3 protein-coding genes are annotated in these 3,905 nt (G+C 43.1%); 1 reads left to right on the forward strand and 2 read right to left on the reverse strand.

The features are described from left to right. Positions 1-434: 434 nt before the first annotated feature. The gene (locus Q3O12_RS10795; RefSeq protein WP_308076473.1) at positions 435-797 is read right to left on the reverse strand and encodes a zinc ribbon domain-containing protein; all 363 of its coding nucleotides are present in this window, start codon (positions 795-797) and stop codon (positions 435-437) included. 421 nt (positions 798-1,218) lie between these two features. Between Q3O12_RS10795 and Q3O12_RS10700 the strand changes: the two genes are divergently transcribed. Then, the gene (locus tag Q3O12_RS10700; protein ID WP_301667248.1) at positions 1,219-2,583 is read left to right on the forward strand and encodes a Fic family protein; all 1,365 of its coding nucleotides are present in this window, start codon (positions 1,219-1,221) and stop codon (positions 2,581-2,583) included. A gap of 338 nt (positions 2,584-2,921) precedes the next feature. Here Q3O12_RS10700 and dnaB read toward each other — a convergent pair. After that, positions 2,922-3,905: replicative DNA helicase (dnaB, locus tag Q3O12_RS10705; protein ID WP_301670384.1), on the reverse strand; the 984-nt coding region annotated here is incomplete at its 5' end.

Consider the following 3,905-nt stretch of genomic DNA (forward strand, 5'->3'; position numbering starts at 1 on the left):
GAATGACATTGCAACAAAATTATAACAAATAAGAAACTGTAAACACAGTGTGTCTTAAGACGTTAAGAATAAAACCAGCAAGAAGGTAAAAAAGAAAGAAGCAGTTTTTTGAATTTTAGATGTTACCGCAATTGGTTTCCTTTCCTAAAATTTGTTTAAATTATTTGCAATATTAATATAAACGAGATATTAATGATGAGGAATCAAAAAGGCATACTGAATATAATTTGTACAAAATATTTGCAGTATTTAAAAATGATGATTCTTATATAAAAAGTTTAAAATGCCAAAATGTACAGCTGCTAAACTGTATAACTGCTAAAGCATCAAAACATAAAAAGAATGCAGGGACGCGATCACTACATCTTTTTATTCCGTAAGCGTTTATGTTTTTGCGGTCAACTGCTACTCTATGTTTCCAGCTTTTCAGCTCCCTATTTTCGAATATTGGACGAGGCATTTTCATCAGAGTCGTAATGCCGACCGAAACTCTCACAAATCATATTGGTTCTTGTGGCAGCAACACCTATCCGTTTGTTCAAGCGGCCACAAGAGTAACATGATTGGCTGGTGGCATTGGCTTTAATCTCTTCGATATGAACTCCATTTTTAGCTGCACCTTCTTTCAGCGTATGCAACAGTAGGGATGGGGCAACTATCTTCTGGTGGAGTTTGTTGACTTTAATCTGTATGCACTGTAGGTTGAGCAGATTCAGTTTTTTGATACAGATTATCCGGCTTTGTTCGGCAATTCTGTTGGCGAACGTATAGTAGAGCTGTCGTCTTGCAGCTTTCAATTTGCGGTAGGTATTTTACCATTCCATGCGTAGCCGCTCGGTACGTTTGAGCCAAATGGTATCTTCGCCATTTGTACCAATTGGTTTTTACATTAGGCTGTGTTTTAGTAATCTATCGATTTCAATTATTTGCAAGGGAAAAGACAAATTATTTTCCGGTTAGGAATAAACCTATCCTGTTGAATACCTTAAAGCCAAGTACGCCTATCAACACTATATTAAAACACAGCCTTTTTTAATATAGTAGACACAATTTTTCCATATTTATGAAGACTATGGTTTCTTTAAGATTCGTATTTTAATACTTTCTATTTCTAGAAAATTTGACTAAAATAACTCAATTATAAAAAATTGCGCGATTTTGGTATTTATCATGAAAATTTCCAGACCTCCGGAATTTACCCTGTTGCAACAGGAATATATGCAGCATCTCACTGAAAGAATGACACAAATTGCCAAGCTGCTGAATTCTTCCTCAAACAATCCTGATATAGACATTCCCGATTTTCTTGCTGAAATCAAAGATTATTCCGAATTCTCCGTGACCGATGAAAACGGAACCTATCTGCATTGGGACAAATTTCGCCGGATTCACACGGAAGACACGCGGATGAAGTGGCGCGCCGTCAAGGAAAGCCGTAAGAAAATCCAAAAACCGATTGATTTTCCGTTTAACCACCAATTCAGATTCTGCATTCCCGATTCTTTACAGGCACGGCTTCATTTGATTGACAAAAGCTGCGGCAGCACTATCGGCACGTCCAGCTTGGGCGGTTTCGGCAGAAACGAGCAAAACCGGTTCCTGCTCAAATCGCTGATTATGGAAGAAGCGATTACATCCGCCCAACTGGAAGGTGCGGCCACCACGCGCAAAGTGGCCAAGGACATGCTCAAATCGCAGCGCAAACCCAAAACCAAAGACGAAATCATGATAGTGAACAACTATCATCTGATGAAAAAAGCGGTAGAATTGAAAAATACGCCGTTAAGCGTTGAAATGATTTTGGATTTGCACCGCATTGCCACCGACAACGCCATTGAAAACGGGGCAGAACCCGGGCAATTCAGGCGGGACGACGAAATCTTTATCGCCGATAACGACGGCAACAGCCTGTACCAACCACCGCCGCAGGGGCAGGTTCATACGCTGATGGAAGCGGTATGCACGTTTGCCAACAACACTTATGACGGCGTGGAAAATCCGTTTATCCATCCGGTTGTCCAAGCCATCATCCTGCATTTCCTGATTGGCTACATCCATCCGTTCGGCGATGGCAACGGGCGGACGGCGCGGGCTTTGTTCTATTGGTTTATGCTCAAAAACGGCTACTGGCTGTTTGAATACATATCCATCAGCCGCCTGCTGAAAAAAGCCCCTGCCCAATATGCCAAATCCTATCTGTATGTGGAAACCGACGATTTGGATTTAACCTATTTCATCTATTACCAATGCGGCATCATCAAGCGGGCGGTTGCTGATTTGGAGCACTACATTTCCGACAAACAAAAACACCAACAGGAATTCAAAGCAGCGATTGCCCAATATACTGAAAAGATAGGAAAGTTGAACCAACGGCAAATTGGTATCCTGCAAAAAGCAGTGGAAGAAAGCGGAAAAATCTTTACTGCACTAGAAATTGCCAACCAATACGGCATCTCCCTGAATACTGCCCGTAGCGATTTGAGCAAACTGGGAGAATATAGATTCCTAGTACCGTTCAAATCAGGAAATGCTTTAGAGTATGTTGCTCCTCAGGATTTATTGGAAAGGATAGAAAAAAAATAGTTTGCTAACCTAAAATGCAGCTTTAACCGAGTCAAAATCAATACAGTCCGCACCTTCAAAAAGAAGCTGCGGACTGCTTGCTTTTTGCTCTACAAATGATCTTTGTAGCTAATTTAACCAAGATTGTAGCAATTTTGCTTTCCGAGCAAGCAGGGTTAGAAAATTCGATACTTTTAATTATTGGCTGTGTTTTAATATGATGTTGATAGGCGTGTTTGGCTTTAAGGTATTCAACAGGATAGGTTTATTCCTAACCGGAAAATAATTTGTCTTTTCTCTTGCAAATAATTGAAATCAATAGATTACTAAAACACAGCCATAAATTTTCATCCGGGCATTCAATCCCCCATCTCTTCAGTATCGGGAATATAGGCAGCATTGTCGAATTTGGTAAACTGCCCCATCCATGTCAGGAAAACTTTTCCGACCGGGCCGTTACGGTGTTTGCCGATAATACATTCTGCGAAACCTTTCATCTTTGATTCCTGATTATAATATTCGTCACGGTACATAAACATAATCAGGTCGGCATCTTGCTCGATAGCACCGGATTCGCGGAGGTCGGACATCATCGGGCGTTTGTCAGTACGCGATTCGACCGTCCTGCTCAACTGAGACAAAGCGATGATAGGAACCTGCAATTCTTTCGCCAACGCTTTAAGCGAACGTGAAATTTCTCCCAGCTCCGAAGCACGGTTGTCCGAACGCCCCGAACCCGACATCAGTTGCAGGTAGTCGATGACGATCAATCCCAATTTTCCGTTGAACTGACGTGCAAGACGGCGGGCACGGGCGCGCAGTTCGAGCGCAGTCAAGCCCGGTGTCTCATCGATATACATAGGTGCATCGGAAAGCTTGACGACGGCCTCGTTCAACCGCCCCCAATGTTCGTCCGCCAGCCTGCCTGTTTTTAAAATACTCTGATCAAGCCGTCCGACGGAACCGAGCATACGCATAACCAACTGCGCACCGCCCATCTCCATCGAGAAAACGGCAACCGGCAGCTTGCCTTCGATGGCGACATGTTCGGCAATATTGATGGAAAAGGCGGTTTTACCCATAGAAGGACGACCGGCGACGATAATCAAATCTCCCGGCTGCAGGCCCGAGGTTTTTTTATCGAGATCGATAAAGCCTGTTGACACGCCGGTAACTTCATCCGGGTTATCGCGTGAATAAAGCATGTCGATGCGCTCGACCACTTCTTTCAAAAGCGCAGGCATCTCGAGAAATCCCTGCTTGGATTTAGTCGTGCTTTCTGCAATTTGGAATACTTTGTTTTCCGCCTCATCCAAAAGCTGCCCCGCGTCCCTGCCTTGCGG

Source organism: Neisseria benedictiae (assembly GCF_958267435.1).
GTDB classification, from domain to species: Bacteria; Pseudomonadota; Gammaproteobacteria; order Burkholderiales; family Neisseriaceae; genus Neisseria; species Neisseria bergeri.

Bases quoted from the DNA above. Each gene is read 5' to 3' on its own strand.
- Q3O12_RS10700 (WP_301667248.1), top strand. From the start codon at position 1,219: ATGCAGCATCTCACTGAAAGAATGACACAAATTGCCAAGCTGCTGAAT.